Below are 25,831 nucleotides of genomic sequence, written 5' to 3' on the forward strand. Positions count from 1 at the left end.
ACTCCCAGATGCGATACATCCTGAAACATGGTCTTCTGACCAGATGAGCGGCACCGGCACCCGAACAGGTGAATCCGTGGACGCCGATCCCCGCCGCTGGTGGGGACTGGTGATCATCGCGCTCGCTCAGCTGATGGTGGTGCTGGACGCGACGATCGTGAACATCGCGCTGCCGTCCGCGCAGAGCGACCTGGGCATGTCCGACGCCAACCGGCAGTGGGTGATCACCGCCTACACGCTCGCGTTCGGCGGGCTGCTCCTGCTCGGCGGCCGCGTCGCCGACCTGGTGGGCCGCAAACGCACCTTCGTCATCGGCCTGATCGGCTTCGCCGGCGCCTCCGCGCTCGGCGGCGCGGCCACCACCTCGGGCATGCTCTTCGGCGCCCGCGCCCTCCAGGGCGCCTTCGCCGCCCTTCTCGCGCCCTCCGCGCTGTCCCTGCTGACGACGACCTTCACCGACCCGAAGGAACGCGGCAAGGCGTTCGGCATCTACGGCGCCCTGGCGGGCAGCGGCTCGGCGATCGGCTTCATCGTCGGCGGACTGCTGACCGAGTACCTCGACTGGCGCTGGTGCCTGTACGTCAACGTGCCCATCGCGATCATCGCGGTCTTCGGCGCCCTCGCCCTCCTGCACGACCGCCCCGGCCACAAGGAGGTCCGCCTGGACGTCCCCGGCGCGATTCTCGGCTGCGGCGGACTCGTCGCCATCGTCTACGGCTTCAGCGAGGCCCAGCCGCGCGGCTGGACCGACCCCCTGGTCCTCGCCCTGTTCGCGGGCGGGGCGGCCCTGCTCGCGGCCTTCGTGTGGTGGCAGACCCGGGCGCCGAGCCCCCTGCTCCCGCTGCACATCATCAAGGACCGCAACCGGGCCGGCTGCTTCCTGACCATGATGCTCGCGGTCATCGGCATGTTCGGGCTGTTCCTGTTCATGACCTACTACCTGCAGACCATCCTCGGCTACTCGCCGCTGAAGACCGGCCTCGCCTACCTGCCCCTGACCGCCGCGATCATCACCGGCTCCACCCAGATCTCCGCCCGGCTGCTGCCCCGCGTGGCCCCGCGCATGCTCATGGCGCCGGGCATGGTCCTCGCCGCGGGCGGCATGATGCTGCTGACGCGGATGACGGTCCACTCCTCCTACCCGACCGAGATCCTGCCCGCCCTCGTCCTCATGGGCCTCGGCATGGGCCTGACCTTCATGCCGGTGTTCGCCACCGCCACCGCCGGTGTCGCCCCGCACGACTCCGGCGTCACCTCGGCGACCGTCAACACCTCGCAGCAGGTGGGCGGTTCGATCGGCACGGCCCTGCTGAACACCATCGCCACCACCAGCAGCTCCGCGTACATCAGCGCCCATCTGCAGAACCCCGCCGACAAGGCGACGGTGGTCCCGCAGGGCCTGGTGCACGGCTATACGGTCGCCATCTGGTGGGCCGCCGGAATCATGCTCCTGGCCGGCCTGGTCGCGGGCCTGATGGTGACGACGAAGCCCCCGGAGCACGGGGCGGCGGAGGCGCCGGTCCCCGAGTCGGTGGCCTGAGCGCCGACGGCCCGCCCGCCTCAGCCGCGGGTCGCGCCCAGCGCGGCGAGCGCCCCGTCCGTCAGCCGGTACACCGTCCACTCGTCCTGGGGCCGGGCGCCGAGGGCTTCGTAGAAGTCGATGGCCGGCCGGTTCCAGTCGAGGACGGACCACTCCAGGCGCTGGTAGCCGCGCTCGACGCAGATCCGGGCCAGTTCGGTGAGCAGCGCCTTGCCGTGACCGCCGCCGCGCGCCTCGGGGCGGACGTAGAGGTCCTCCAGGTAGATGCCGTGGACGCCGCGCCAGGTGGAGAAGTTCAGGAACCACAGCGCGAACCCGACGGCCTCGCCGGTGGTGTCGTCGACGGCTATGTGCGCGAAGGCGGCGGGCCGCTCCCCGAACAGCGCCTCGCGCAGCTGCTCGGGGGTGGCCCGGGCCTCGTCCGGCGCCTTCTCGTAGGCGGCGAGCTCCCGGACGAGGGCGTGGATGACGGGGACGTCGGCAGGCACGGCGACACGGATCATGCCCCGAGGCTAAGGCCTGTCCGGCGGATCAGGTCGCGCCTGCGGCACGGTCCCGCCGGACACCCCCGCGGCCGGATCAAGTCGCGCGCGGGCATGATCCGCCAGACACCACCGCAGCCGAATCCAGTCGCACCTGCCAGCATGATCCGCCAGACACCACCGCAGCCGAATCCAGTCGCGCCTGCGGGCATGTCCCACAGACACCACCGCAGCCGGATCACGTCACGCCTGCGGCACAGCCCGCCGGACGCCACCGCGGCCGCGCCGGGTCAGTGGCGCCCCGACACCCAGTCCGCGACCCGCGCGAGCCGGGACGAACCTCCGGCCCCGCGCAGCTCCCGCTCCCTGCGGTCGGCGGCCCGGTAGGTGGCGTACAGGCCCTGGACGCCCAGCCAGCGCAGCGGCTCCGGCTCCCACTTGCGCACCCGGTGGCCGACCCACGGCAGCCCGGTCAGCTCGGTCGGGCCGTCCTGGCCGGAGTCGAGGCGGACCAGGTCGCGCAGGGTGCGACCGGCCAGATTGGCGGTGGCGACGCCCGAGCCGACGTAGCCGCCCGCCCAGCCGAGGCCCGTCGCGCGGTCCAGGGTGACCGTCGCGCACCAGTCGCGCGGCACGCCCAGCACCCCCGACCAGGCGTGCTCGATGCGCACCCCGGCCAGCGCGGGGAAGAAGTCGGTGAGGATGCCGCGCAGGGCCTCGACGGTCGCCGGCTGCGTCCGCCCGTCGTTGTCGGTGCGCGACCCGTAGCGGTACGGCACTCCGCGCCCGCCGAGCGCGATCCGGCCGTCGGCGGTGCGCTGGGCGTACATGTACGCGTGGGCCATGTCCCCGAGCGCGGCCCGCCCCTCCCAGCCGATCGCCGCCCACTGCTCCCCGGTCAGCGGCTCGGTGGCGATCATGGAGGAGTTCATGGGCAGCCAGGTGCGCTTCTGGCCCTTGAGGGCGGCCGTGAAGCCCTCGGTGCAGCGCAGCACGTACGGCGCGTGGACGGTGCCGTACGGGGTGATCGCCCGCCCGGGGCGGATCTCGGTCACCGGGGTCGACTCGTACACCGTCACTCCGAGCGCCTCGACGGCCGCCGCGAGGCCCTTGACCAGCTTGACCGGGTGCACCCGGGCGCCGTGCGGGGTCCAGGAGGCGCCGACCGCGTCCGCGACGCGGATCCGCTCGGCGGTCTCGGCGGCTCCGTACAGCTCGCGGTCGGTCTCGCCGTAGGACAGCTCGTGCTGGTGGAAGGCGCGCAGCCGGGACAGCTGGGCGGGGGTGCGGGCGACCTCCAGGACGCCGCCCTGGTGCACGTCGGCGTCGATGCCCTCGGCCCGTGTCACGCGGACGACCTCGGCGACGGTGTCGTTCATGGCCCGCTGCAGGCGTACGGCGGCGTCGTGGCCGTGCACGCGCGCGTAGCGGTCGCGGCCGGCGATGCCGTTGTAGAGCCAGCCGCCGTTGCGGCCGGAGGCGCCGTAGCCGCAGAACTTCTGCTCCAGGACGGCGACGCGCAGGGCCGGGTCGGCCTTCTTCAGGTAGTACGCGGTCCACAGGCCGGTGTAGCCGCCGCCGACCACGACGACATCGGCGCGCGCGTCGCCGGACAGGGGCGGGCGGGCCGCCGGGAGGCCGTCGTGCGCGAACCAGAAGGAGATGCCGCCGTTGACGAGACCGGGTGCCGAGCTGTTCATGGCCGGACGTTAACCGTCGCCGACGGGCACTGTCTCCTTCGGATTCCGTAGACTTTTCCGCCCTCTGACCAGCGGATAACACGCGAGGCCGATGAGCGCGGAGACGAAGTGACCGACGTCGGTGAAGGTCGGGGCGCCCGCCAGCGGCTCGGTGTACATGAAGAGAACGGCCACCAGATAGGCGTACCGCCACGGCGGCCGGATCAGATACGTGAGCACGGCGACGACGCCCGCGAGCGCGTAACTCACCCCGATGTCGAGGGTGTCGACGTACGAGTGGGGGGCGATGCCCCGCCGGATGGCGATCAGCAGGACGGCCTGGCTGATCAGGGTGGCCAGGACGTGGGCGGCCGCGCAGACCAGGAGCCAGCGGGCGGTACCGAGCCGCCGCTCGGCCTGGGCGTGGAAGACGCTGTACAGCACGGCGTACGGCACCCAGTGGCCCCCGTCGATCCACATCGCGCTCGCGACCAGCACCCGCACGGGGTTGCTGGACAGCTCATGGATGTTGGTGGAGCGCTGCCGCAGGAACTCCCGTTCGAACTCCGGGGACATGTGGTGCAGGGCGACCGTGGTGATGAACAGGATGCCGAGCCACACGTACGTGCCCGGGGCGGCACGGACATAGGCCCACACCGCTCCCGGGGCCGCGCGAAGAATTCGCCGGAGCCGGTTCATCTCCCTCAGTATCGTCCGAGGCGTGATCGAGATTCCTGGCGAACTGATACGGACGCAGGAGAGATACAAGGGGCGGGCGGGACGCGACTTCGTCGCCGGCCTGCCGGCCCTGGCCGACGCGTTCCTGCGGCGGTGGGACCTCACCCTGGACGGGCCGTCGATGTACGGCCAGTGCGCGCTGGTGCTGCCGGTGCTGCGGGCCGACGGCGACCCGGCCGTGCTGAAGATGCAACTCCTCGACGAGGAGACCGCGGGCGAGCCGGTCGCGCTGCGGGTGTGGGACGGCGACGGCGCGGTACGGCTCCTCGACCACGACGAGGCCACCGGCACCCTGCTCCTCGAACGCCTCGACCCGGCCCGGATGCTGTCCCACCTGCCCGACAGCCGGGAAGCCGCCCTGGTCATCGCCCGGCTGCTGGCCCATCTGACCGCGCGGCCGGCGCCCGACGGGCTACGGCGGCTCGGCGACATCGCGGCGGCCGCGCTGGAGCGCACCCCGGGGGCGCTGGAACGGGTCCCCGACCCGGCCGAGCGACGCCTGCTCGCCGACTGCGCGGCCGCCGTGCGCGAGGTCGCCGACGAGCCCGGCGACCGCCTCCTGCACTGGGACCTGCACTACGAGAACGTCCTCGCCGGCGACCGCGGCCCCTGGCTCGCCATCGACCCCAAGCCGCTCGCCGGCGACCCCGGCTTCGAACTGTTCCCGGCGCTGGACAACCGCTTCGACGCCGACGAGATCCGCTGGCGTTTCGACGCGATGACCGCCGTCCTCGGGCTCGACCGGGAACGGGCGCGGGCCTGGACGCTGGGGCGGGTCCTGCAGACCAGCCTGTGGCAGATCGAGGGCGGCCGGCCACCGGTCCCGGACCATCTGGAGATCGCCCGCAGGCTCCGCGGACGAGCCACCGCCGACACACCGAAGCCCAGGCCGAAGACGGGCTCCGACCTGGGCTTTCCCTGAGCCCCCTGTCGGATTCGAACCGACGACCTTCGCTTTACAAGTTCACCCCAGCGGCCGAGGAGCCAGGGACTCGACCCCTGGGCCTGCATAGCAGGGTGCGCAGCCGACCCTCCTAGTACGGCAACGTGTAACGGTGTTGCCGTCAGAGGCTGCCGTCAAAGGGGACACGAAGACGGACCCGCTACGCAAGGGCACCGGAAGCCTTAAAGCACCCAAACCATCACCATCATGACTTACTGGAAACAACTCGCATCCCTTGAATAAGTTGATGCATAATCCCACCACCCGCACCATGTCACACTCAAATACTACCTACCAGGACAAGAAATGCGCGTTCTAACACTTGATGCATACCTGGGCGCTCCGAGTGCCGTGAATGGAAACTTTAGGGCCAGAGCCTCAATTTTTGAATATGACGTTGTCGTCTGGGATCCAGCAAATACCCTGGACACCTACGAGTGGGCGGCGGGTGGCTCCCGCTACAAGGGGCACCCCCGCATTGCGGACCATGAATCGACAGCCCTCCTGCAAGACATCATCAGGCGACGCAAGGAGTTTGCAGAGTTCCTAGAAATGGGTCGCACCCTGGCGATTTTCGTCGCCCCCCAGCAACACTTCTGGTTCGATACGGGAAACCGCGAGAAATCCGGCACTGGGAGAAATCAGAAGGTGACAACCCTTCTGGATCACATGGAACTGACAGAGAGAGCGGTTCCAGCGAGTTTCAAAGTCACGACAGGAGAAGGGACGCGCATATCTGCACGCACAAATAACTATCGCTCACTTCTGGACTCAAACCCCGATAGATGGTGGTATCGGGCAATCCTCGAAGAATTTCCCGGAGATTCCATCGCAGTGGTCTCAGGGACGAACAAGTGTGTTGGGTCAGTATACCGAAACGACAAAGGAGGAATGCTACTCTTCCTGCCGGATCTAATCGGTCCTGATTACCCGGAGCCAGAAGAAGACGTCGAAGACATCTCTAACACCGAGGATTCCTATTCTGACACAGAGTTGGAGGCCGAGGACAAAGTTACAGTTGAGCAGCCGGACCAGGCAGCCGTCGAGCTACTTACTTGGATAGAATCGCTGCGCACCAGCGATCAGGAACCGCCGCCAGCCTGGCTACACCGTTACCGCTTCGCCGAGGATGCCGCCACCGCGTCAAAGATGGCAGATCTTGAAGAAAAGGCTGCTGAAATCGCTGCCGAGATCGAGGCGCTGAAGTCATCAAGCGAGATTTCCGATCGATGGAAAAGACTACTGTACGCCACCGGCGACGAATTGGAGGATCAAGTCATCGAAGCCTTTCGACTGTTCGGCTTCGAGGCGAATAGGGGGCCAGAAGGGCGCGCTGACATCGTCCTTGAGTACAAGTCAAATCGAGCTGTAGCCGAAGTGAAGGGGTTGAATGGAAGCGCGGCCGAAAAGAATGCCGCACAGCTCGAAAAATGGATCTCAGAAGAGATGTTGTCGGGAACAGGGAAAGCAAAGGGGATTTTGGTAGTTAATAGCTACCGACAGACTCCGCCTGAGGCAAGATCAAATCCTTCTTTTCCTCACCAGATGATTACCTTCAGCGCTCCCCGAGAGCACTGCCTGGTAACAACCGTTCAATTGCTGGCCATGGTGCGTGCAGCGATGGAAGACCCCTCCCTCGCTGCGCCGATCGCAGAGGAGTTGCTAAACACAATCGGCACGATCTCTGGGTGGGATGATGTTGCAGGATTGTTCGTAGGCCAATGACCCTGACTTGATGGCCCGCATAATCCTCGACAGGGATGCATGGAAAATACGGATACTTGCTTGCTTATGTGACACTCCCTACCGCCTCGGAGACAAGGCGATTGGTGAAGCCACGGGAGGCGAGTCGATCGTAGGCCCGGATCACGTCGGTTGGCACGTCCTGCTTGATCATGAATCCCTGGGCTGGATAGATCAATAGCCGTTGCAGCGAACCGACCAGCATGTCAATCACCAGGTGCGCATCCTGGATAGTCTCGACGTACGCAGAAAGTGCCATGGGCGTGGAAGCGCTGACAAATTCCACGCCTGGCCACAACCTCCGCGCAGTGGCGTAGGCCCTGCGCTCCTCGTACGGCTTGCTGATGAGGAGGACTGACGACACATCGATCTCGCGCTCTTCGAGCAAAGCACGGGACAGCGTGATGTTCTGGCCGGTGTTGCGGGCGTGAGGCTCGACAAGGATGACGTCGGCAGACACACCGAGCTCAAGGGCTCGATCCCGGTAGTGCTCAGCCTCACCGCGCGGCATGCGGTCCTGTGTGGTCCGGCTGGTGGCACCCGTGAAGACGATCAGCGGCATCATGCCGCGCCGGTACAGGTCGACGGTGGTGTCGGCAACACCCAGATCATGGCTGCCGAGACCGATAGCGACCGAGCAGGGGCGCGGCTCGTGGTGCATCTGCTGGTAGTCCCACAAGAGCTGGGCGTCCTGCCAGTCCTGTTCGGAGATCACGCTGAACCCTCCGCGCCATTGTCGTTGGCGGAGTCGGGAACCTTGAACTCGTACTCCCACGCGAAGCGGGATGCCGAGTGGATGCCGACGGCGAACTCGACGACCGTACCGTCCGCCGTGTACGTCGTCCGGTGCAGCTCGACCACAGGTTCACCGGCGGGGAGCTGAAGGAGCTGCACCTCGTGCGCCGTGGGAACGCGCGCGAACAGCGCCTCCTTCATGTGGTCAATCTCGTATCCGGCGTCGTAAAGGACGCGATACCCGCCGCCCCGGCCGGCCGGACCGGGGGCGGGGTTGACGATGCGCGTTCCCTCGACATGTTCGGGCCTGTAGTAGCTGGTCAGAGAATGCGTCGGCTGCGTCCCCTCCTTCACAAGGCGGGCGCGCGCGTAGACGTCGGAGCCGACGGGGACTCCAAGTCCTTCCGCCACAAGGCTGCTCGCCTGCTCGCGAGTCACCGTCTGCGTCTGCTCGTCGCGCTTGTACGAGCGACCCGACGCGACGCGGTCGGCGATGAACGCGACTTCGTCCCCATCGCGCCACTTCACCTTGTCATAGCGGGCGATACCGAGTCGTTTGAGGGGAGTGCGCGGCCGCACAACGGTTCCGTGGCCACGCGTGGACGTCACCAGCCCCTCGGCCTCCAGTGCCTTGTATGCCTGATGGACCGTGGCCTTCGAGCCTTCCCCTGCCTCAACTAGCTCCCGGATCTGGGGCAACTGGGCGCCCGGTGCGTACTGACCGTTCCTGATCTGCTCCGCGAGCCTGTCTGCCAGGTCGCGCCACTTCGGTGCCACGCAGAACTCCTCTCGATGCGAACCAGTGAAGCACAGTCCTAGGACTGTTGACAGTCCCAGGACTGCGTGCCATCTTCGTCTCAGGCCGCTCGCAGTCCTAGGACAGCGAGACGGAAGGGCCTTCTTTGGGTTGCCTTCCGCACGGCTAGGGGCCCGGGACAGAGCGGGCTGAGGGCACCGGATCCCTGGTCAACCGGATGGCTAGGCCGAAAGGCCAACGTCTCCATACGCCTACAAACGGGAGCCCGTGTTCCCGAAGGAGACACCTGCACTACTGCACGACCTCAGCCCCGGCATGCAGCCGTGAAGGGCGCGGGATCGAATCCCGCCCGGGGCACTCCGACCGCTGTCCTGCGGTCGCTCCGCGTATCGCACGCGGTTCCCGTTCAACGGCGCGCGGCCCCGGGTGGCTAGACCCGGGACCGCTGTCGGGCCGTTCCTGTGTGAGAGGAACACTGACCCATGAAGCACATCGGTGCTGTTCAGGTGGTTGTTACCGCCGATGAGTTCGACCGTGAGCCGACGCTTGCGGAGCTGGACGCGATCGAGCTGGAGTCCCCGCTGATCCTGGCGGAGGTCGACCTGCTCGACGCGCAGATCAAGGCCATGGACCGCCCCGCGAACGACGTCGACACGCGCCGCATCCGCCGGGCCCGCAACCGTGTCCTCGCCGCCCGCCGCGATCTGACCAACCGCCCGGCCGGCGCGAGCGTGCCGGGCGGTGCGGCGTGAAAGTCCGGACGATTCTGCCCGCCGTCGCGATGACGGCGGTGTCCATGGTGCTCACCCTCGCCGTGGTGGTGATGTGGCTGGGCACTGCGATGCCGTGGCCCGTCGCCCTGGTCGTCGGTCTGGGCATCGACGGCGGATGGCTTGCCACCCTCGCTTACGAGCGCCGCCTGTCCGCGCAGGGCGACCACAGCCGTCCGGTGACCGCCGTCGGCTGGTGCTTCGGCCTGGTCGCCACGGGCGTCCTGGTCGCGCACGCGCTGATGGTCGACCACTCGCGCGGCGCGTGGCTGGCCGTGGCGTGGCTCCCGGTCGCGGCGAAGGCGCTGTGGCTGGTGCACGGTCTGTGGGAGCGCACCGCGCTGACCCCGGCCGCGCTGGACGCCATCGCCGGCATCCAGCAGGAGGCCCGCGATGAGGCGGCCGTGGCTCGCGCCCGACTGCGGGCCGAAGCCTCCACCGAGGAGACCCGGTTGACGGCCGTGACGCAGGCGGGGGCGCGCGTCGCACGCGTCCAGGCCGAGACCGCCGCGACCCTCGCGGATGCGTGGTCGACGCTGGAGGCGGCGCGGCGGGGTGAGGACACCGGCAGGGCGCTGACCAGCGTGACGGCCCGCGTCACGCCCGACGTCACGCCCGCGTGGGAGTTGCCCGTGTGGGGGCCGTCAGAGCCGGTTGCCGCGCTCCCGGCGGGGGACGGCAACGCCCTGTCGGACGCGGCGCTTGACGCGCTGGTCGACGAGATCCGGCACAGCCAGACGCCCGCGCTGTCCTACCGCGAGATGGCCATCCGCTTCCGCGCGGCCGGCCACTCCGCATCCGAGATGCGCCTGCGCGCCGCGTGGAAGCGCGTCGTCGCCTGATGGCCGCGCTGCCAGTGTTCCGGTGGCGGCTCGCCCCGGACGGCTACGCCACACGCCGCCAACTCCGCGCACAAGGGTTGCGCCCGGGCGGTCAAGGCGTGGCCGCTGAGCTCGAACGGCCGCGCCGCCGCCGGGGACCGCTGGTCGCCTACCTCTACCGCGTCGACCGCGCCCTGCCGGTGCGGCCCATGACGCCGGCGCGGTGGGCGGCGCTGGAGCGGGCCAACGCCGCCCGCCGTACCTGCCCCGCCTGCCGGCGTGACGCCGGATACATCATTCCCACCTCGCTCGGCATGTGCGTGCCCTGCGCCTACCCCGACCCGGATGGGTCCGAAGGGAATACCTGATGGGCAACTCCGAGATACGCCGCCTGGACCGCGAGATCGAAAAGACCACGAAGAAGCTGGAAGCCGTCAAGCGGGGAGAGTGGTGGCCGCTGACCAGCCGTGAACGCCTCGCCATGACACGCGCGATGGCCGGTGGCGCCCGCAACGTCTACAAGGGCCGCAGCACGCAGGGCGCGGAGAACCGCATGGACTCCATCGGCACGGCCGCCGAGACGCGGCTGAACGCGGAGCTGACCGCGCTGCACGGCGAGCGCCAGCGCCTGATCACCGAGGCCGCCCGCGCCAAGGCCGCCAAGAAGGGCGCGTCGCGGTGGTGGTGAACACCCCGCCCGGGTACGGCCGTTGCCCGGCTGCTCACCCCGACGACCCGACCCCGTGCGTGGGTGGGGTCGTGGTGACCGTGCTGGACCGCGCCAACGCGGGCGCCGACGGGTGCGAGCACCACGGCGCCCGCCTGCTCGCCTCCCTGGCCGGCGGACGCGTCTACCCCCTGCCCGACGCCCCGCCCGGCGCCGCCATCCGCGTGTTCAAAGCTGCCGCCGGCCTGCGCCCGTTCTGCTGGCTCGACGGCCCCCGCGTCGAGCCGTCCCAGCTCAGCGAGATCGCTCACCATGCACGCCACGGCCGCTGAACCACCGCCCCGCCCGCCCGATTGCCGGGCGGGGCTCCCTCCACTTCCCGCCCCGCATGGGGCAGTCAGGAGTGCTCCCATCATGGGTGACACCGTCGTCCACCTGCACAAGAACACCGACCCGTCCATCGAACCCGCCGCCGTGACCACGCTGACCGTGGTCCCCGACCCCGCCCCGCCCGCACCCGTCCCGCTGTGGGTCCGCTCCGGCCGCGCCGTCCGCCACGCGGTCACGCACGAGACCACCAAGACCGCCGCCCGCGCGGTCGCCCGGCACGGCCTGTACGTGTGGGGCGGGGCGCGAATCGTGAGCCGCCGCACCTGGGACGGCAAGACGACCGCCCGCTACGAGCGGTTCATGCGCGCGGCGGAAGCCGCGGGAAACATGGACGCGGCCATGGAGTGGGAGGAGCGGGGCCAGCGCTACCGCGCCGCCCGCCACCACCGCCGCATGGACCTCCTCCACGCGCCCCTGGAAGCCGCCAAGGGCGCTGCGGTCACCGCCGGCATGGGCATCGGCTCCCTGGTCGCCCTCGGCGTCGTCATGGCCATCGCGACGAAGGACGTCACGCACGTCGTCACGCCACTCATGGCCACGGTGGAGTTCGTCAATCTCCTCATCACGATCGTTCAGGTGGTGTGGGGCCCGGCCCTCACCCTCGGGCCGTTCCTCGCCCTGCTCGCCCTGTGGGCGGTCGGCAGCAAGCAGCAAGCCGCACCCCAGTGGGCCCTCCCCGCGAACGTCCGCAACGGCGAGGGCGAGCCGATCACGCCGTCCATCGTGGTCAAGGCCCTGCGCGACCTCGGCGTGCCCGCCCTGCGCAACGCGATCAAGGAGATGGGCGACGCCGGCGCGTCCATGCTCGGACCGATCACCATCGCCGGATGCGGCGTGGAGGTCGACGTGGCCCTTCCCTCCGGTGTGTCGACCAATGAGGTGCAGAACAGGCGCCGCAAGCTCGCGGAGAACCTGACCCGGCACGAGCACGAGGTGTTCATCACGATCCCGACCGCCGCGCGGACGGTGCGGCTGTGGATCGCCGACTCCGGCGCCCTGGACGAGCCGATCGGCCCGTCCCCGCTCGTCACCGACGACACCATGACCGCCGACTACGCCAAGGGGCGTGCCCCGTGGGGTCAGGACCTGCGCGGCGACGCCGCCGCCTTGAGCCTGTATCAGCGCCACCTGCTCATCACCGGGTTGTCGAACCAGGGCAAGACCGTGGCCCTGCGCTCCCTGGCCCTGTGGCTCGCGCTGGACAAGTCGGTGCAGTTCCTGATCGGTGACCTCAAGGGCGTGGGCGACTGGGCCATGTTCGACGGGCTCGCCACCACCCTGATCCAGGGACCGACGGATGAGCACGTCATCCAGGTGACCGAGATGGTCGAGGGCGCCGTCGACGAGATGAACCGCCGTATCCAGGCGCCGCCCGGCACGGTGTTCCCGCCGCTGATCGTGCTGGTCGACGAAGCACAGGTGGCGTTCATGTGCCCGGCCAAGGACGCCGACAAGCGCCCCTACGGCGGCTCCAAGGCCAACTCCCGGTACTTCATGGCCGTCCGGAAGATCCACAACCAGGGACGGGCCGTGAACGTGCTGATGTGGCAGGGCACCCAGGACCCGACCAACGAGAACCTTCCCAAGCTGGTCCGCGAGGGCGCCCACACCCGCGCATCCCTCGCCCTGGGCACCGAGTCCCAGGCCCGCATGGCACTCGGGGACAAGGCCGTCGACGGCGGCGCCGCCCCGAACCTGCTGCGTCCGGGCCTGGACCGGGGAACCCTGGTCGTCGCCTCCGACGGCATCACCATCCCGGCCGGACAGTCGTCCATCACCGTGCGCACGCACTACATCGACGACGACGCAGCCGAAGCCATCACCGACCGGGCCAAGGCCCTGCGCGACGGCGTGACCACCCTGCACGCCATCGAGCACGGCGCAGAGCACGATCCGCTCGCCGACATCGCCGCCGTCCTCGGCGACGCGCCCCGCGTGCGGACCAAGGACGTGCTGGCGCGGCTCGCCACCCGGAACGCGGACGCCTACGGCGGCTGGTCGTTCATCGACCTCAAGCGCGTCCTGGACGACGCCGGCGCGGAGCCCTACAAGTCCGACGGCGTGATGGTCGTCGCCCGCGACCGCGTGGCCCGCGCCCTCGCCAACCGCGACACCGAGGGTTCCGCTTCCGCCGACTGACGGCAGGGAGCCGACCGTCGACGGGTCAGGGAGACAGGGAGAACTCCCTGAACGCCTCCCTGACCCGCCTCCCTCGCTCTGACCTGCACAAATGATCGTTCAGGGAGTCAGGGAGGCGCGCAGGTCAGACCCCTGAAACACCCCTCCACACGGCACTCCGAAGGGGGTGTCTCCGCCTCCCTGCCTACGCGCCGGAAGGGATTCCGCATGTACCCCGAGAACACCAGCCACGCCCCCGTACCGGGGGCCGTGGAGGTCCACCAGCCGACCCCGAGACAGCCCGCCGTCGTCGTCCAAACGGCGCCGCTCATCCCAGTGCAGCCGGGCGCCGCCCCGGCCGTAGCGAGCGTCGTCCTGCCCGACGGCCGCGTCGTCACCGGCTACGCCATCACCCCCACGCAGCCCGAACCCGTACTCGCCAAGCCAGCCGTTTCCCGCGCAGCGGTGAACGTCGCCCTCGGGGGCGTGGGGTTCCTCGCCGTGTGCGGCGGACTGCTCATCCTCACGTCGTTCATCGCCGCGCTCACCGCGCTGATCACCCAGCTCATCACCCTCGCCGCCGTGATCTTCGGCGGGTGGATCGCCGTCCAGGTGTTCAGCACACGCGGCCACAGCACCCCCGGGACCACGGTCAACATCCGCAAAGCCGTCATCAAGCGCAACAAGTTCTACGGCTGACAAGGAGATTCATCCCGTGATGCGACTGCGTATCCAGCGCACCGCGCTGCCCCGCAACGCCCTGATCCTCACCGATACACCCCGACCCGACTGCGTCGACTGCGACGGCGGGGGCGGCATCCCGCACGACTACGGCGACCACACCGGCGAGTACGCCGGCACCGAGTGGGAGTCCTGCCCCTGCTGGACGGAATGGGGCATCGTCCTGCTGCCGCTCCCGCGCCGCCCCCGGTGGCTGCGTCGCCGCACCGGCGCCGGCCGTGACCCGTGGGCCCCCGGCGGCTACAGCGACGAACCGCCCTTCTAGCTACGCCAAGGGCGGCCCCCCTCATCTCGCCAAAGATCACGGGGCCGCCCTTGCCAACCAGTCCTCAACAGACCTGTTGGAGGTCTCCCAGCATGACGCAACCACCCCACCTTCGGCGAGCGCTCGCCCTCGCCGCGCGCGGCGTCCCCGTGCTGCCCCTGCGGGCAGGGAAGGTGCCGTTCGGCAACTGCCCCGACTGCGCCGACAACGCGTGTGGCGGCCGATCGAACATGAAGGCTCCCGGTCCCTGCATCTGCCCGCGCCCGTGCCACGGCTGGGCCGCCGCCACCACCGACCCCCACGTCCTCGCCTCCCCACCGTGGGCGTCCGCGTGGCGCAGGGCCGCCGCCCTCGCCTACCACCCCGGCGGCGCCGGCGTGACCGTCGTCGACCTCGACGACGAGGCAGCCGTCGACTGGGCCCGCGCCACCCTGCCCGCCACCCAAACCGTGACCACTACGCGCGGAGAGCACTGGATCTACCAGGGCGTCATGCGGTCCGTGAACGGCGTCCGTGAGGGCGTCGACATCAAGTCCGCGATGTCCTACGCCCGTTGGCTCGGCCCCGGCATCGGCGCCACCGCCGCTCTCCCGGACGCTGTGCGCGCGCTGGCAGCAAAGCCGTCTCCGGCTCGCAGGGCGCCACAGACGCCCACAGTGCCCCTGAGGGGCAGACAGGGGGAGTGCCCTCACCGCACCACCACATACCTGGACCGTGGGATCGCCATGGCCGAGCAGCGCATCACCGACGCCCCCAGCGCAATCCACGCCACGGTGTACCGGACGTTCCTCGCGGTGCTGTCGACGCACGGCCGGTGCGGCTGCCTCACGGAAGCCCATGTCGCACGGCTGTTCACCGCCGCGTGGGCCAAAGGCGAATCACCGAGACACTGCGCCGACGCGTGGTCCAACGCCCGCACCACGTTGGGGCTGTGACCGTGTCCGACGAAGAGAAGAACCCCGCCCGGCAGGTCATCACCGACTACGCGCAGGCGCACTTCCGCTACTTCCGCACCGCCGACGGAACCGTGTACGCGCAGCGCAACGGCCACCCCGTCGCGCGCCCGATCCGTTCCCAGGGCACGACCGGTAGCCACCGCCAGGAACTCATGGTCGGCCTCTTCCGCGACGGGGTCGGCGTCTTCAACGGAACCGCCCTCAAGGAGGCGTTGGACTTGATCGAGGCTCTCGCCCTGACCGAGCGGGTTCAGCCCACCCACATCCGCGTGGCCCCCGGCTTCGACGGGGCCACCTGGCTCGACCTCGGCCGCGACGACGGTCAGTCTGTCCGCATCCACCCCACGGGCTGGGACATCCGCGTCCCCGACCCCGAGGAGGTGTGCTGGCGGCGCACCCAGCTCACCGGGGAACTCCCCCTGCCCGCGAAGGACACCAACGGCAAGGGCATCGACCTGCTGATGCGGCTGTGCAACTTCGCCGACGCCAAGACCGAAGCCCTCGCCATCGCGTGGCTCATCGGCTGCCTGGAGCCGTCCGTGCCTGTCCCGGCCCCGTTCCTCACCGGACCGCAGGGCGCCGGCAAGTCGACCGGCGGGCGGATGCTCGTGCGGATCATCGAGGGCATGACCGGTGACCTGCGGCGGGCGCCCAAGGACGAGGAGAACATGATCACGGCGGTCGCGGCCGGGTGGATCACGGCCCTGGACAACCTCTCCCACCTGCCCCCGGACCTGTCCGACCTCATGTGCTGCGTCATCACCGGGGCCGAGAGCATCAAGCGCGCGTTGTTCACCGACGGCGACGTCGTCCGCTCCCGCTACCGCCGACCGATGCTGCTGACCGGGATCGACGTCGGTGTCATCCGGCCCGACCTCGCCGAGCGGCTCCTCACCCTGCGGCTGGAACGCCCCCGGGTGCGGCGCACCGAAGCGGAGCTGTGGGCGGAGTACGCCGAGATCCTGCCCGTCGTCCTCGGCTCTCTGCTCGACCTGACCGTGAAGGTCCGCGCGGTGCAGGCCGAGGCCCCGACCGATCTGCGGATGGCCGACTTCGCCCACCTGTGCGCGCAGCTCGACAGCGCCACCGGCTTCGGGACGCTGGAGGCGTACCGGGCCAGCCTGGACGACCTCAACGACGACGTGATCGAGGGTGACCTCCTGGCGCAGACGGTCCTCAAGTACGCCGCCGAACTCCCTCCCGGCGAAGAGGTGCGGATGACGTCGGCGGAGTGGCTGTACGCCCTGACCGCCCTCTACAGCGGCGAGGAATGCCGCCCCCTGCCCAAGGGCTGGCCCACCACCGGCAAGGTGCTCTCCGACCGGCTGAGGCGCATCCAGCCCACCCTTGCCGCGCGGGGCGTCCTGGTCGACTGGGGCCGCACCAGCGCCGCCCGCTACATCGAACTCAGCCGCCAGACCCCGCCCCCGCCGCCCGAGCAGCAGATCGCGTTCTGACAGCCCGCCCGGACAGTCGGACAAGCAAGAGGAGCACGCCGCGCCCGGGGTGCTCCTCTTGCCGTTCGGCGGCGACAGCCGCCCCTGCACAGGTCGCGCCGCGAAGCGGCCCATTCTTCAAGCCTGAGCGGACGTAAAGACCCACAGACACCCACCCCTCTTTGTCCTAAGTAGGGAAGGTCTGCGTCACTGCGTCACCACCTGCCCGACAGACGGCCGCTGACCTGCGGCGACAGCGGTGACGCAGACGGCGAATCCTGCGTCATCCCGCGTCATCAGCGTCACCCCCGTGACGAGCGGCCGTGTCATGGGTGACGCAGGACCCGCCCCCTTGCGTCACAGGAACCCGCAGGTCAGAACCCTGATTGACGCAGGTGACGCGATGACGCAGAAATCCCCGCTTCGGACAGCACGGACCACCCCGCCCCTGAGGAGATCTCGCGTGAGCATCACCGTGCCCCCGCCCCCGCAAGCGCTCATGGTCCCCGAGGTCATGACCGCCCTGCGCCTCAGCCGCAGCAAGGTCTACGACCTGATCCGTTCCAAGGAACTCCCGAGCTACACGTCCGGCCGTGCCCGCCGCATCCCGGTGGAGGCCGTCCGCGAGTACATGCAGAACCGACTTGAGGAGAACGCAGCCTGATGGCCCCCCGCAAGAGGAACCCGAACGGCGCCGGCAGCATCTGGCAGCGCAAGGACGGACGCTTCGAGGCGCGCGTCTACGTCCCCCAGCCCGACGGCACCCGCAAGCGCAAGACCGTCTACGGCTCCACCTGGGAGGAGTGCGACGAGAAGCGGCAGGAACTCGTGCGCCGCGACCGTCAGGGGATCCCGACGCCCTCACGGTCGGCGAAGCTCTCGGAGTGGCTGCCGTACTGGCTGGAGGAGTACATCCGGCCCAACCGGAAGCGGACGACGTACGTGAAGTACGAGATGCACGTACGGCTCTACCTGGTGCCGCTGCTGGGCAGTCGTCGGCTGGAGTCGCTCACCACGGCGAACGTACGGCAGATGATCTCGAAGGTCACCGCGCAGTCGTCGGCCGCGACTGCGAAGGAAGCGCACCGCGTGCTGCGTACGGCGATCACCGCCGCGTGCCGCGACGAACTGATCAGCCGCAACGTCGTCCAACTCGTTCCCGCGCCCCGGGTCGAGCCACGGGAGCTCCGTCCCTGGGCGCTCGACGAGACCCTCACGTTCCTGGAGGCCGCGCGGACGGATCCGCTCTACACCGCGTTCGTCCTCGCCGTCGCCCTCGGTCTGCGCCGGGGTGAGATCCTCGGCTTGCAGTGGCGGGACGTCGACCTTGACCGGCGCACCCTCACGGTCCGGACCACCCTCAACCGGGGTGGAAAGGCTCTCTACCTGGACACGACCAAGAACCGGCGGTCGCGGGTGATCCCGATTCCCACGATGTGCGTGGCGCCGCTCCGGTGGCACCGCATGCGGCAGTCCGTGCGCCGCGCGGCGGCCGGCGCTGACTGGCACAAGAGCGATCATGTGTTCACGACGCGCAGCGGCCGGCCGATCGAGCCCCGGAACCTCTACCGGTCGTTCCTCCGGATCTCGGAGTCCGCGAACCTGCCGAGGGTGCGCCTACACGACACCCGCCACGGCTGCGCGTCCCTGCTCTTCGCGGCAGGCGTTGCGCCCCGCACCGTGATGGAGATCCTCGGCCACTCGCAGATCGCGGTGACCATGAACGTGTACACACACGTGAGCGACGATCACCGGCGAGAGGCCATGGGCCACATGGATCGTCTGCTGAAACGGCGCCGTTAAGCCGGACTGCCGTCAAGATTTGCCGTCAACGCCCTGACGGTCCCGGACCGTGCGGGCGTTGACGCAGGTGGATCGCAGAGCCCCCTGTCGGATTCGAACCGACGACCTTCGCTTTACAAGAGCGGCGCTCTGACCAGCTGAGCTAAGGAGGCATGCGCGGGTGTGCGAGACACGCGCCCGTGCAGTGTACCCAGGTCCGCGGAGCGTTCTGTCGAAAATTTCCGCGAAGTTCACGGTCCTCGGGGTACTGACAGAGCAGGTGAATGCCAGGTACCGTCCTGACCCAGTTCACTCATGTGGACTACACCAACCACCTTCCTACAACGGATCGTCCGGCACGTTCCTGCCGGTAGAAGGGGGCCTCTGAGCCATGGCCACTGTCACGTTCGACAAGGCGACCCGGATCTACCCGGGTTCCACCAAGCCCGCCGTCGACGGCCTCGACATCGAGATCGCGGACGGCGAGTTCCTCGTCCTGGTCGGCCCGTCCGGCTGCGGAAAGTCCACCTCGCTCCGCATGCTCGCCGGTCTTGAGGACGTCAACGGCGGCGCCATCCGCATCGGCGACCGCGACGTCACCCACCTGCCGCCCAAGGACCGGGACATCGCCATGGTGTTCCAGAACTACGCCCTCTACCCGCACATGACGGTCGCCGACAACATGGGCTTCGCGCTCAAGATCGCCGGCGTCAACAAGGCGGAGATCCGGCAGAAGGTCGAGGAGGCCGCGAAGATCCTCGACCTCACCGAGTACCTGGACCGCAAGCCGAAGGCCCTCTCCGGCGGTCAGCGCCAGCGTGTCGCGATGGGCCGCGCCATCGTGCGTGAGCCGCAGGTCTTCCTCATGGACGAGCCGCTGTCGAACCTCGACGCCAAGCTCCGTGTCTCGACCCGTACGCAGATCGCCTCGCTCCAGCGCCGCCTCGGCATCACCACCGTCTACGTCACCCACGACCAGGTCGAGGCCCTGACGATGGGCGACCGCGTGGCGGTCCTCAAGGACGGTCTGCTCCAGCAGGTCGACACCCCGCGCAACATGTACGACAAGCCCGCCAACCTCTTCGTGGCCGGCTTCATCGGCTCCCCCGCGATGAACCTCGTCGAGGTGCCGATCGCCGACGGCGGCGTGAAGTTCGGCAACTCGGTGGTGCCGGTGCAGCGCGACGCGCTCGCCTCCGCCACCGACAAGACGGTCACCGTCGGCGTCCGCCCCGAGCACTTCGACGTCACCACCGACGCCGAGCAGGGTCTCGCGGTCACCGTGAACGTGGTCGAGGAGCTCGGCTCCGACGCCTTCGTCTACGGCAGCGCCCAGGTCGGCGGCGAGACGCAGGACCTCGTGGTCCGCGTCGGCGGCCGTGACGTCCCGGAGAAGGGCAGCACGCTCCACGTCGTCCCGCGCGCGGGCGAGACCCACGTGTTCTCCACCTCGACGGGCGAGCGCCTGTCGGACTGAGGCATCCGTCTTCCCACGTGAGAAGGGGCCCCGCAGCACGCTGCGGGGCCCCTTCTCGTCCGCCCGGAAGCCGTTCCGTCAACGCATTACCCAAAAAGAGGCACTCCATCATCCCCCATCTGGGTGACTAAATGTCGCCAAATCATTACCGGGCGCTACCCTCACTCGCGTGAAGCACTCCGTGAACCACTCCACCCAGCAACCGTCGCGACGCGGCCGGGGCCCCGCCCGACGGATCGGTCGCTCTCTCGCCCTCGTCCTGCCCGTCGTCATGGTGCTCTCGGGAACCCTCGCGGTCACCCGGGTCAACTGGTCGGGGAACCCCTCGGAATCGGTGCTCACCGCCTCCGACGTCTCCACCGCGCACCGCGCCGCCCACGGCGCCCCCCGGGCCCCGCAGGACGTCCTGCGCGACCAGCTGCTGTCCGAGCTCCAGGAGAAGGACCCGGGCGTCGCCCTCACCCACCTCCAGGAGGCCGTGAACGGCAAGCCGTCGCTCGCCAAGCACTGCGCGTCCATCGCCCGCGCCCTGGGACAGGCGGCCGTCCGCATCTACGGCCCGTCCCGCGCCCAGTCCTACGCCCGCCCGGTCTGCGACACGGCGTTCGCCTCGGGAGTCATGGCAGCGCACACCTGACCGGCGTGAGCTGACCGGCGTGAAAGGGGCGGGGGCTGTATCGATATGCGGCTCCGTGCCCCTTGAGGCGCCGTGCCCCAGGCCCGGAGTCGAGCCGAGGCCCGGCGTATCCTGCGGCGCATGACTCACCCGCACGCCGCCGCACGCCCCACACAAGCCGTCATCCTGGCCGGTGGCCAGGGATCCCGGCTGCGCCCCTACACCGACGACCGGCCCAAGCCGATGGTCGAGATCCCCGGCACGGGGACGCCGATCATCGGCCATCAGCTGACCTGGCTCGCCGAGGAGGGCGTCACCGACGTCGTCGTGTCCTGCGGCCACCTCGCCGACGTGCTCCAGACGTGGCTGGAGACGGCCACGCTGCCCGTGCGGGTGAACACCGTCGTGGAGCCCGAGCCGCTCGGGCGCGGCGGTGGCCTCAAGTACGCCGCCCAGCACCTCCCCCACCCCGACCGGCCCTGGTACGCCACCAACGGCGACATCTGGACCCGTTTCTCCCTGCGGGACATGGCCGGCTTCCACGCCGAGCGGGACGCCGTCGCCACGCTCGCCCTGGCCCGGCCCCGGATTCCCTGGGGCGCGGTGCAGACCGACGGGTTCGGTCACATCACCGACTTCATCGAGGCGCCGCCGTCCACGTTCGAGATCAACGCGGGTGTGTATGTGTTCTCGCCCGAGTTCACGGGGCTGCTGCCCGAGCGGGGGGACCATGAGCGGACGACGTTTCCCCACCTCGCCCGTGAGCGGCGGCTCGCCGGGTTCCCGATTCCGCAGGGCGCCTACTGGCGGGCGATCGACACGGCGAAGGATCTGACGGAGGCGGCGAAGGAATTGGCGGCGTTGGGGCGCTGATACGTCCCGCACGACGACGAGGGGCCCCGCGTCATAGCGACGCGGGGCCCCTCGTCGTTGTGGCCGGTGTCAGCCCAGCAGGCCGCCCACCAGCCCCGGCCGGCCGCTCGACGAGCCGCCGGTTCCGCCCTCGGGGCTGCCGCTCGTCGAGCCGCCGGTGCTGCTGGAGCCGCCGGAGGTCGTCGTGGTGCTCGGGGTGTCGTCGGAGGTGTCGGACTGCCGGGGGGCCGTGTCGCCCACCGTGCCCTGGGTCTGGCTCGGGGCGCCCGTCGTCGCCTCGTCGGTGTCGCGGGTCGAGCCGGGGGCCGCGTCGCCGGTCGTGGGGGCCGACGTGGCGCCGTGGGTCGGGGAGGTCGACGCGGACGGGCCGTGGCTCGCCTTGTGCTTGCCGGAGGACTCCGGGAGCGGGGAGCCGGGGAGTTCGTTGCGCGGGGCCTCGCCGGGGCCGGGGACGACCACGCGGTCGGCGTCGCGTACGGCGCCGCCGAGCAGGGAGCCGATGAGGAGCGTCAGGCCGATGACGATGGCCGTGATCAGGGCGCCCCTGCGCAGCACGAACCGGCGGAGTTCCCACAGTTCCGAGCGCGGGCCGAGCCGGCGCCAGGCGCTCGCCGCGAGGCGGCCGTCGATCGAGTACACCGGCGCGCCCGCGATGATCAGCGGGGACCAGGCGGCGAGGTAGATGATGTCGGGCGCGTCGTAGACGGGGACGGTCTTCCAGCTGACCGTGACGATGAGGGCGGCCGAGAGCAGGGCGCCGACGACCGCCGCCACCCGCTGCCAGCAGCCCAGGATCGTCAGGACGCCGACGATGACCTGGAAGAAGGCGATCACGAGGCCGGAGCCGACCGGGTGGTGCAGGGCGAACTGGCGCAGCGGCTCGGCGACTTCCCAGGGGTGCAGGGTGTTGAGCCACTTCACCATCGAGCCGCGCTTGCCGCCGTCGAAGTAGACGGGGTCGCACAGCTTGCCCATGCCGGCGTAGATGGAGATGAAGCCGAGGAAGACGCGCAGCGGGAGCAGGACGACGCCGAGGTTCATCCGGCGGCCCGGGTAGTAGGCGTGCCGTGCCGGGTCGTCGCCGTGCCGTTTGGCGCGTTGGCCGGCGCCGGTGCGCTCGGGGTCGGCGGGGAACTCCGGGTCGGCGTAGGGCTGTTCGTCGTAGACGCTGTCGACGGTGCGCATCGGCGGGAGCAGCCGGTGCTCTCCGTCGCCGGGGCCGCGCTGGGCGCCGACGACGGGTGTCTCCAGGGTCTGGGAGGCGAGGTCGCCGTCGTAGTCGTCGCCGGGGTAGCCGCCGCCGACGTCGACGCGCGGGATGACCTGCGTGGCCCCGGCGTCCGCGCCCGTGTCCTCGCCGTGGCCGACGCTGCCGGCCCGCACCGCCTGGAGCAGACGGTGGGCGCCGGTGTCGTCGGGGGCGGACCGGCCGCTCCACACGACGGGCCGGCGCCGCGCGGCGCCGGCTCTGCCCGCAGCGCCGACGGGGATCCTCGCCGTGTCCTCGGCGCTCCCGGGCCGTGCGGTCCGGGAGGGGGCGCGCCGCACCGACGACGCGCCCAACTGCACGCGGAAGCTCGCGTGGTTGACGATGATCTGCGCCGGGTCGCTCGGCACCTTCACCATGCTCAGCGCGGGAGCGTCGTCGAACCCGGAATCGAATCCCGACGAGCGGCCCCCCATGGGCGTGCGGGGTGTTCTGGTGTCCACACTCATCTAACCGAGTGACGTGTGTTTAGGACACTGCTTTGACCCGCCGGATGTGTCCGGACCGCGTCAAGCTTGTCCGGGACGCCGGAATTGACCCGTACGAGTGAACGTACGGACGCGTGTTCAGACGCGCCTGCGCGCCGCCTCGTACAGCACGATCCCCGCCGCCACACCGGCGTTCAGCGACTCCGCGCCACCCGGCATGGGGATGCGGACGCGGAAGTCGCACGTCTCGCCGACCAGGCGGGACAGGCCCTTGCCCTCGCTGCCGACCACGATGACGACGGGGCCCTGAAGGGCCTCCAGTTCGCCGATCTCGTGCTCGCCGTCGGCGGCCAGGCCGACGACCACGATGCCCGCCTTCTTGTACGACTCCAGCGCGCGCGTCAGGTTCGTGGCGCGGGCGACCGGCGTACGGGCGGCGGTGCCGGCGGACGTCTTCCACGCACCGGCGGTCATGCCGGCGGCGCGCCGCTCGGGGACGACGACGCCGTGGCCGCCGAAGGCGGAGACGGAGCGGACGACCGCGCCGAGGTTGCGGGGGTCGGTCACGCCGTCGAGGGCGACGATCAGCGGGTCCTCGCCCTCGTCGTAGGCGGCGTCGGCCAGGTCCTCGGGGTGCGCGTACTCGTACGGCGGGACCTGGAGGACCAGGCCCTGGTGGTTGAGGCCGTTGGTCATGCGGTCCAGCTCGGGGCGGGGCGCCTCCATGAGGTTGATCCCGCCGCGCTCGGCCGCCAGCTGGAGCGCCTCGCGCACCCGCTCGTCGTTGTCGATGAACTGCTGGACGTAGAGCGTCGACGCGGGGACGCCCTCGCGCAGCGCCTCGACGACCGGGTTGCGGCCGACGACCATCTCGGACGTGCCCTTGCCGCCCCGGCCGCGCGCCACCGGGCGGCGCTGGGCCTGCTTGGTCTTGGCAGTGGCGATGCGGTTCTTCTTGTGCCCCTTGCGCATCTCGGCCGGCGGCGTCGGCCCCTTGCCCTCGAGGCCCCGGCGTCGCTGGCCGCCACTGCCGACCTGCGCGCCCTTCTTGCCGGACATGCGGCGGTTGTTAGCGGCCATGACCTACCTGTCTCCGTGAAAGCGTGTGTACGTACGTCAGTGCAAGTGTGCCGCCCGAGAGGCCGGGCGGCACATTCGCGTTCTCTTGTCAGCGCGGGGCGATGCTCCAGCGCGGGCCCTGCGGGCTGTCCTCGATGGCCAGGCCCGACTGGCCGAGCTGGTCGCGGATGGCGTCCGCGGTCGCCCAGTCCTTGCGGGCGCGGGCGGCCTCGCGCTGGTCGAGGACCATGCGGACCAGGCCGTCGATCACGCTGTGCAGGTCCTCGCCCCGGTCCGCCTCGCCCGCCCAGTGCGGGTCGAGGGGGTCGAGGCCGAGGACGCCCAGCATGGCCCGCACCTCCGCGAGGCGGGCCACGGCGGCTTCCTTGTCGTCGGCGGCGAGGGCGCTGTTGCCCTGGCGGACCGTCGTGTGGAGCACGGCGAGAGCCTGGGGCACGCCCAGGTCGTCGTCCATGGCCTCGGCGAAGGCGAGCGGCACCTCGGCGGCGGGCTCGACGACATTGCCGGTCAGCTCGACGACGCGCTGCACGAAGCCCTCGATGCGGGCGTACGCCGCCTCGGCCTCGCGCAGGGCCTCCTCGCTGTACTCGATCATGGAGCGGTAGTGCGGGGTGCCGAGGTAGTAGCGCAGGACGACGGGACGCCACTGCTTGACCATCTCGGACACCAGGACGCTGTTGCCGAGCGACTTCGACATCTTCTCGCCGCTCATGGTGACCCAGGCGTTGTGCACCCAGTACCGGGCGAACTCGTCGCCGTAGGCCTTGGCCTGGGCGATCTCGTTCTCGTGGTGCGGGAAGATCAGGTCGAGGCCGCCGCCGTGGATGTCGAAGGCGGAGCCGAGGTACTTGTGCGCCATGGCCGAGCACTCCAGGTGCCAGCCGGGGCGGCCGCGGCCCCACGGGGTCTCCCACGTCGGCTCGCCCGGCTTGGCGGCCTTCCACATCGCGAAGTCGCGGGGGTCGCGCTTGCCGGTCTCGCCCTCACCGGAGGGCTGGAGGAGGTTCTCCAGCTCCTGGTTGGAGAGCTGGAGGTAGCCGGGGAAGGAGCGCACGTCGAAGTAGACGTTGCCGTCGGACTCGTAGGCGTGGCCGCGCTCGATGAGGCCGCGCATCATCTCGACCATCTCGGTCACGTGCCCGGTGGCACGCGGCTCGTAGGTCGGGGGGAGGCAGCCGAGGGCGGCGTAGCCGTCGGTGAAGGCGCGCTCGTTCTCGTAGCCGATCGCCCACCAGGGGCGGCCCTGGTCGGCGGACTTGGCGATGATCTTGTCGTCGATGTCGGTGACGTTGCGGATGAACGTGACGTCGTAGCCGCGGTAGGCGAACCAGCGGCGCATGATGTCGAAGTTCAGGCCCGAGCGGATGTGGCCGATGTGCGGGGCCGCCTGCACGGTGGCGCCACACAGGTAGATCGAGACACAACCCGGCGTGAGCGGGGCGAAGTCACGGATCTGCCGGGCGCTGGTGTCGTACAGGCGAATAGTCACGACACCAGGGTAGTGGGCACCGGGGAGTGCGGGGGACA

General features: G+C 69.9%; 26 protein-coding genes and 1 tRNA gene. 18 read left to right on the forward strand and 9 right to left on the reverse strand.

All coding sequences use genetic code 11. From position 1 onward, the window contains the following. Positions 1–43: 43 nt before the first annotated feature. Positions 44–1,540, forward strand: coding sequence for an MFS transporter (locus ACZ5NW_RS34105; protein ID WP_468747886.1), 1,497 nt, complete (start codon positions 44–46; stop codon positions 1,538–1,540). Between the two features lie 20 nt (positions 1,541–1,560). Here ACZ5NW_RS34105 and ACZ5NW_RS34110 read toward each other — a convergent pair whose 3' ends face one another. The 3 genes from ACZ5NW_RS34110 to ACZ5NW_RS34120 all read right to left on the reverse strand — a co-directional run bounded on the left by ACZ5NW_RS34110 (position 1,561) and on the right by ACZ5NW_RS34120 (position 4,400). Next, positions 1,561–2,043: a GNAT family N-acetyltransferase gene (locus ACZ5NW_RS34110; protein ID WP_468747887.1), complete on the reverse strand. Its 483-nt coding sequence runs from the start codon at positions 2,041–2,043 to the stop codon at positions 1,561–1,563. 269 nt (positions 2,044–2,312) lie between these two features. After that, positions 2,313–3,722, reverse strand: coding sequence for an NAD(P)/FAD-dependent oxidoreductase (locus ACZ5NW_RS34115; RefSeq protein WP_468747888.1), 1,410 nt, complete (start codon positions 3,720–3,722; stop codon positions 2,313–2,315). Positions 3,723–3,731: 9 nt separating this feature from the next. Beyond that, positions 3,732–4,400 (reverse strand): rhomboid-like protein, encoded by a 669-nt coding sequence (locus tag ACZ5NW_RS34120; protein WP_468747889.1) that lies wholly within the window; start codon positions 4,398–4,400, stop codon positions 3,732–3,734. A 10-nt stretch (positions 4,401–4,410) separates the two neighbouring features. On the opposite strand from ACZ5NW_RS34120, the gene ACZ5NW_RS34125 reads away from it, so the two are divergent. Both ACZ5NW_RS34125 and ACZ5NW_RS34130 read left to right on the forward strand, forming a co-directional pair. Further along, positions 4,411–5,361, forward strand: coding sequence for an aminoglycoside phosphotransferase family protein (locus tag ACZ5NW_RS34125; RefSeq protein ID WP_468748003.1), 951 nt, complete (start codon positions 4,411–4,413; stop codon positions 5,359–5,361). A gap of 327 nt (positions 5,362–5,688) precedes the next feature. Next, positions 5,689–7,107 (forward strand): hypothetical protein, encoded by a 1,419-nt coding sequence (locus ACZ5NW_RS34130; protein ID WP_468747890.1) that lies wholly within the window; start codon positions 5,689–5,691, stop codon positions 7,105–7,107. Between the two features lie 64 nt (positions 7,108–7,171). On the opposite strand, the gene ACZ5NW_RS34135 is transcribed toward ACZ5NW_RS34130, so the two are convergent. Both ACZ5NW_RS34135 and ACZ5NW_RS34140 read right to left on the reverse strand, forming a co-directional pair. Continuing rightward, positions 7,172–7,840, reverse strand: coding sequence for a YdcF family protein (locus tag ACZ5NW_RS34135; RefSeq protein WP_468747891.1), 669 nt, complete (start codon positions 7,838–7,840; stop codon positions 7,172–7,174). Next, positions 7,837–8,637 carry a GntR family transcriptional regulator gene (locus ACZ5NW_RS34140; protein WP_468747892.1) on the reverse strand — a complete coding sequence of 267 codons (801 nt, stop codon included), beginning with the start codon at positions 8,635–8,637 and terminating at the stop codon, positions 7,837–7,839. Before ACZ5NW_RS34140 ends, ACZ5NW_RS34135 begins: the two co-directional genes overlap by 4 nt. A 462-nt stretch (positions 8,638–9,099) precedes the next feature. Between ACZ5NW_RS34140 and ACZ5NW_RS34145 the strand changes: the two genes are divergently transcribed. The 12 genes from ACZ5NW_RS34145 to ACZ5NW_RS34200 all read left to right on the forward strand — a co-directional run bounded on the left by ACZ5NW_RS34145 (position 9,100) and on the right by ACZ5NW_RS34200 (position 18,584). After that, positions 9,100–9,369 carry a DUF6284 family protein gene (locus ACZ5NW_RS34145; RefSeq protein WP_468747893.1) on the forward strand — a complete coding sequence of 90 codons (270 nt, stop codon included), beginning with the start codon at positions 9,100–9,102 and terminating at the stop codon, positions 9,367–9,369. 29 nt (positions 9,370–9,398) lie between these two features. After that, entirely contained in the window at positions 9,399–10,229 is an 831-nt protein-coding gene (locus ACZ5NW_RS34150; RefSeq protein WP_468748004.1) for a protein spdB, read from the forward strand. Then, positions 10,229–10,576 carry an RRQRL motif-containing zinc-binding protein gene (locus ACZ5NW_RS34155; RefSeq protein ID WP_468747894.1) on the forward strand — a complete coding sequence of 116 codons (348 nt, stop codon included), beginning with the start codon at positions 10,229–10,231 and terminating at the stop codon, positions 10,574–10,576. The genes ACZ5NW_RS34150 and ACZ5NW_RS34155 overlap by 1 nt, the downstream gene beginning before the upstream one ends. After that, entirely contained in the window at positions 10,576–10,896 is a 321-nt protein-coding gene (locus ACZ5NW_RS34160) for a hypothetical protein (RefSeq protein ID WP_468747895.1), read from the forward strand. Before ACZ5NW_RS34155 ends, ACZ5NW_RS34160 begins: the two co-directional genes overlap by 1 nt. A gap of 71 nt (positions 10,897–10,967) precedes the next feature. Continuing rightward, complete coding sequence (locus tag ACZ5NW_RS34165; RefSeq protein ID WP_468747896.1) at positions 10,968–11,207, forward strand: hypothetical protein; 240 nt, start codon at positions 10,968–10,970, stop codon at positions 11,205–11,207. Between the two features lie 82 nt (positions 11,208–11,289). After that, positions 11,290–13,404, forward strand: coding sequence for an FtsK/SpoIIIE domain-containing protein (locus tag ACZ5NW_RS34170; protein ID WP_468747897.1), 2,115 nt, complete (start codon positions 11,290–11,292; stop codon positions 13,402–13,404). A 207-nt stretch (positions 13,405–13,611) separates the two neighbouring features. Continuing rightward, the gene (locus ACZ5NW_RS34175; RefSeq protein WP_468747898.1) at positions 13,612–14,082 is read left to right on the forward strand and encodes a hypothetical protein; all 471 of its coding nucleotides are present in this window, start codon (positions 13,612–13,614) and stop codon (positions 14,080–14,082) included. A 19-nt stretch (positions 14,083–14,101) separates the two neighbouring features. Next, positions 14,102–14,389 carry a hypothetical protein gene (locus ACZ5NW_RS34180; protein WP_468747899.1) on the forward strand — a complete coding sequence of 96 codons (288 nt, stop codon included), beginning with the start codon at positions 14,102–14,104 and terminating at the stop codon, positions 14,387–14,389. A gap of 92 nt (positions 14,390–14,481) precedes the next feature. After that, complete coding sequence (locus ACZ5NW_RS34185) at positions 14,482–15,324, forward strand: bifunctional DNA primase/polymerase (RefSeq protein ID WP_468747900.1); 843 nt, start codon at positions 14,482–14,484, stop codon at positions 15,322–15,324. Between the two features lie 2 nt (positions 15,325–15,326). Further along, a complete protein-coding gene (locus ACZ5NW_RS34190) occupies positions 15,327–16,802 on the forward strand; it encodes an ATP-binding protein (RefSeq protein WP_468748005.1) in 1,476 nt (491 codons plus the stop codon). Between the two features lie 478 nt (positions 16,803–17,280). Continuing rightward, complete coding sequence (locus ACZ5NW_RS34195) at positions 17,281–17,445, forward strand: helix-turn-helix domain-containing protein (RefSeq protein ID WP_468748006.1); 165 nt, start codon at positions 17,281–17,283, stop codon at positions 17,443–17,445. Beyond that, entirely contained in the window at positions 17,445–18,584 is a 1,140-nt protein-coding gene (locus ACZ5NW_RS34200; protein ID WP_468747901.1) for a site-specific integrase, read from the forward strand. The genes ACZ5NW_RS34195 and ACZ5NW_RS34200 overlap by 1 nt, the downstream gene beginning before the upstream one ends. Before the next feature lie 78 nt (positions 18,585–18,662). Here ACZ5NW_RS34200 and ACZ5NW_RS34205 read toward each other — a convergent pair. Next, a tRNA-Thr gene (locus ACZ5NW_RS34205) sits at positions 18,663–18,736 on the reverse strand. A 218-nt stretch (positions 18,737–18,954) separates the two neighbouring features. Here ACZ5NW_RS34205 and ACZ5NW_RS34210 point away from each other — a divergent pair. From ACZ5NW_RS34210 to ACZ5NW_RS34220, 3 genes are all read left to right on the forward strand, one after another. After that, on the forward strand, positions 18,955–20,040 hold the full coding sequence (locus ACZ5NW_RS34210) for an ABC transporter ATP-binding protein (protein WP_468747902.1): 1,086 nt from the start codon (positions 18,955–18,957) through the stop codon (positions 20,038–20,040). 181 nt (positions 20,041–20,221) lie between these two features. Then, positions 20,222–20,677 carry a hypothetical protein gene (locus ACZ5NW_RS34215; RefSeq protein ID WP_468748007.1) on the forward strand — a complete coding sequence of 152 codons (456 nt, stop codon included), beginning with the start codon at positions 20,222–20,224 and terminating at the stop codon, positions 20,675–20,677. Positions 20,678–20,797: 120 nt separating this feature from the next. After that, positions 20,798–21,529, forward strand: coding sequence for a nucleotidyltransferase family protein (locus ACZ5NW_RS34220; RefSeq protein ID WP_468747903.1), 732 nt, complete (start codon positions 20,798–20,800; stop codon positions 21,527–21,529). 69 nt (positions 21,530–21,598) lie between these two features. Here ACZ5NW_RS34220 and ACZ5NW_RS34225 read toward each other — a convergent pair whose 3' ends face one another. The 3 genes from ACZ5NW_RS34225 to cysS all read right to left on the reverse strand — a co-directional run bounded on the left by ACZ5NW_RS34225 (position 21,599) and on the right by cysS (position 25,793). Next, positions 21,599–23,245 (reverse strand): DoxX family protein, encoded by a 1,647-nt coding sequence (locus ACZ5NW_RS34225; RefSeq protein WP_468747904.1) that lies wholly within the window; start codon positions 23,243–23,245, stop codon positions 21,599–21,601. A 117-nt stretch (positions 23,246–23,362) separates the two neighbouring features. Continuing rightward, a complete protein-coding gene (gene rlmB, locus ACZ5NW_RS34230) occupies positions 23,363–24,304 on the reverse strand; it encodes a 23S rRNA (guanosine(2251)-2'-O)-methyltransferase RlmB (RefSeq protein WP_468747905.1) in 942 nt (313 codons plus the stop codon). Between the two features lie 88 nt (positions 24,305–24,392). Further along, positions 24,393–25,793, reverse strand: coding sequence for a cysteine--tRNA ligase (gene cysS, locus ACZ5NW_RS34235; protein WP_468747906.1), 1,401 nt, complete (start codon positions 25,791–25,793; stop codon positions 24,393–24,395). Positions 25,794–25,831 lie beyond the last annotated feature (38 nt).

This window comes from Streptomyces sp. NPDC032126 (genome assembly GCF_055580085.1).